2 protein-coding genes and 1 pseudogene are annotated in these 2,978 nt (G+C 75.7%); all 3 read left to right on the top strand.

Translation table 11 applies throughout. The features are described from left to right. Positions 1-93 precede the first annotated feature (93 nt). Positions 94-879 carry an RNA polymerase sigma factor SigE gene (gene sigE, locus ABD207_RS25140; protein WP_344015403.1) on the top strand — a complete coding sequence of 262 codons (786 nt, stop codon included), beginning with the start codon at positions 94-96 and terminating at the stop codon, positions 877-879. Then, on the top strand, positions 876-1,790 hold the full coding sequence (locus ABD207_RS25135; protein WP_344015401.1) for an anti-sigma factor family protein: 915 nt from the start codon (positions 876-878) through the stop codon (positions 1,788-1,790). Before sigE ends, ABD207_RS25135 begins: the two co-directional genes overlap by 4 nt. Positions 1,791-1,924: 134 nt before the next feature. Beyond that, positions 1,925-2,978, top strand: a pseudogene (locus ABD207_RS25130) (hypothetical protein); the annotation flags it as partial.

Here is a 2,978-nt window from a genome sequence, read left to right as displayed (position 1 = left end):
GCCGAGCAAGTGCTGACGCAGTCGTACGAGCCATGGCAGCCCACATCAAATTTTCGTAAAACCGCTTATCCGGAGCTAACGGGCGAGGTGGCTATGGTAGGGGCTCCACTGGACACCACCAGAGCCGACAGGGGAGGTGCGGCTGCGCCCGGAGACCGGGGCGGAGTGCTGCGGCGCTTCCTCCCATCGGCGGGCAGGCCGAAATCCGTGAACGACACCGCTGCTGACCACAGCCACGCCGCCGGGTCCGCCGAGGGCCCGGCCCAGACCGCGAGCTTCGCCACCGACGCGGACGGGCAGACGTGGACTCCGCCCACCTGGGAGGAGATCGTCAGCATGCACAGCGGCCGGGTCTACCGGCTCGCCTACCGCCTCACGGGCAACCAGCACGACGCCGAGGACCTCACCCAGGAGGTCTTCGTCCGCGTCTTCCGCTCCCTGTCGACGTACACGCCGGGCACCTTCGAGGGCTGGCTGCACCGCATCACCACCAACCTCTTCCTGGACATGGTCCGCCGCAAGCAGCGCATCCGCTTCGACGCGCTGGGCGAGGACGCGGCCGAGCGGCTGGCCAGCAAGGAGCCCACACCTCAGCAGGTCTTCAACGACGCACACTTCGACGCGGACGTCCAGCAGGCCCTGGACACGCTCGCCCCCGAGTTCCGCGCCGCCGTCGTGCTGTGCGACATCGAGGGACTGTCGTACGAGGAGATCGCCGCGACCCTCGGCGTCAAGCTCGGCACGGTCCGCTCCCGGATCCACCGCGGCCGTTCGCAGCTGCGCAAGGCTCTTGCGCACCGCTCGCCGCAGGCCCGGGCGGACCGCCGCTCCTTCGTGCCGCGAGTCGCCGCACTGGGAGGAGGGGGCGCGGGCGCGTGAGCGGATCACGACCGAAGTCTTCCGAGGGACACCTCGCCGAGCAGCATCTGGGAGACCGACTCTCCGCCCTGGTGGACGGAGAGCTCGGTCATGACGCACGTGAGCGGGTCCTCGCGCATGTCGCCACCTGCGCCCGGTGCAAGGCGGAGGTGGACGAGCAGCGCCGCCTGAAGAGCGTCTTCGCCCAGGCGGCACCCCCACCGCCGTCCGCGAGCCTGCTGGCCCGCCTCCAGGGCCTGCCGGCGGGCGGCGACCTCGGCGGCGGCTCACCGCTGGGCGGAGGGCTGCCGGGCACGGGCTCCGGCGTCTTCGGCGCCCGGCGCGGCGACCGCTTCGAGTTCGCCTACGCCCCGACGCGGCGGCACGCCCCCGCGCTGGGCCCGTCGCCGGACCGCGGCTTCCGCATCCACGACGTCAGCCGGTCCGAGCACGACCGGGCGTCCTCGCGCGGGCTGCGCTTCGCCTTCGTCGCCGCCGGAGCGGTGTCGCTGGCCGCGATCGCGCTCGGCGGGGTCGCCACCATGGCCCCCACCGACGCGGAGATGCGCGGCTCGGGCAAGGGCAGCAATGTGACGCCGGCGCGCACCCAGGGCACCGGCGCGGCCGTCGCCGCCGAGACACAGCGCCGCCGCGGCGGCGCCGCCCCGCTGCTCAGCCAGATGCACGGCACGGGCACGTTCGGTGACGCCCCGACCGCCCCCACGGTGGTGTCGGCACCGCTGCTTCCGGGAGCGGGGCACGGCCAGGGCACCTCCGCCGTGGGCGACGCGGCCCCCGTGTCCCCGCTGATACGACCCCTCGGCACGACGGCACCGCCGGTGCTCACCGACTGGGCCGCCAAGTCCGGGATCAAGACCCCGGACCTGCTGCCGACGGCCGGACCCACGCCGTCCTCCCGCACGGTTCGCTGAATCGCCCCCTGCGCGTGGGCGGACGGACCTGATTGAATCCATCAGGCGCGCCCGGGCCTGGCCCGAGCGCGCCACGGAGTCGATGATCTGCGGCCGGGACCGACAGGCCGGCCGTGACCAGCTGCGGGGAGAGCATGAACAAGGGGAAGCCGGGGCCGTCGGGGGAACGGGAGGGCACGCCGGAGCCGGCCCGAGGCGAGCCCCGGCCCGCCGACGCCGACTTCGAACTGGCCCGGCCGCAGCGGCCCGCCGATCACGAGGGCGACTACGAACTGGAGCGCCCGGCCACCCCGGCCCCGCCGGTACCGGAAGCCTCCGGCGGCGCAGCAACCGCCGAGCAGCAGGCCATACGCCCGGGCGGGGCTCGGCGGCCGGTTGACTCCTCGGGGGCGACCGAGGTCGAAAGCGGAGAGGCCGGGCAGCAAGGGTCTCCAGTCCGGGTCCACGAGCCGGCCCGGGCTGCGGAGGCGGCCGAGTCCTCGGCTGTGGCTGAGGGCCCGGAGAACGGGCAGCACGGGCCCATGGCCCAGGCCCCGAGCACGGTTGAGTCCTCGGAGGCGACCGGGGCTGCGGGCGGGGAAGCCCGGCAGCCCGGGTCCCCGGTCCAGGCCCTGCGGGCGGCCGCGACCACGGGGGCGATCGGCGCCGAGACCGGGAGGACCGGGCAACACGAGCTCCCGGCCCAGGCCTTGGAGTCAGCCGGGGCCCCGGAGGCGGCCGCGAGCCCGGAGAGGGCCCAAGGCTCGGAGAACGGGCAGCAGCACGGGTCGGCGGCGGGCGGGACGGAGTCGCCGGGGTCCCCGGCGGCGTCGTCCGGTACGTCTGCCCCCTCCGGTGCGCACGGCGCGCCTGCGGTTCCCGTTGGCGAGCAGCAGAAGCCGCTGCACGACCCCGACCCCTACAACACTCCGCCGTACGGCGAGCCCGGCCCCTGGGCCCCGGCGCCGCCCGTGCAGCACCCGGCGACCACGCCGGCCCACGGCATCGCCGTACCGCCCCTCGCGGGGCACCCAGGCGGCCTGCAGCAGCTGGCCCCCGCCCCGCTGCCCGTGCAGGGCACGCACGCCCAGGCTCCTCCCGCCCCCGCCCCCGTGCCGGGCGGTCACGCCCCGGCGCCGGGCATCCCCGCGCAGGCCACCGCCCCGCAGGCTCCCGCCCCGCAGGCCGCCCCCGCCCCCGGCGGCCCAG

The organism is Streptomyces thermospinosisporus (assembly GCF_039526425.1).
Lineage (GTDB): Bacteria > Actinomycetota > Actinomycetes > Streptomycetales > Streptomycetaceae > Streptomyces > Streptomyces thermocarboxydovorans.
The sequence above is the reverse complement of the archived record's forward strand: the minus strand, read 5'-3'. Positions and strand labels throughout refer to the sequence as shown.

Coding starts and splice junctions, on each gene's coding strand:
- sigE (WP_344015403.1), top strand. CDS start 94: ATGGTAGGGGCTCCACTGGACACCACCAGAGCCGACAGGGGAGGTGCG.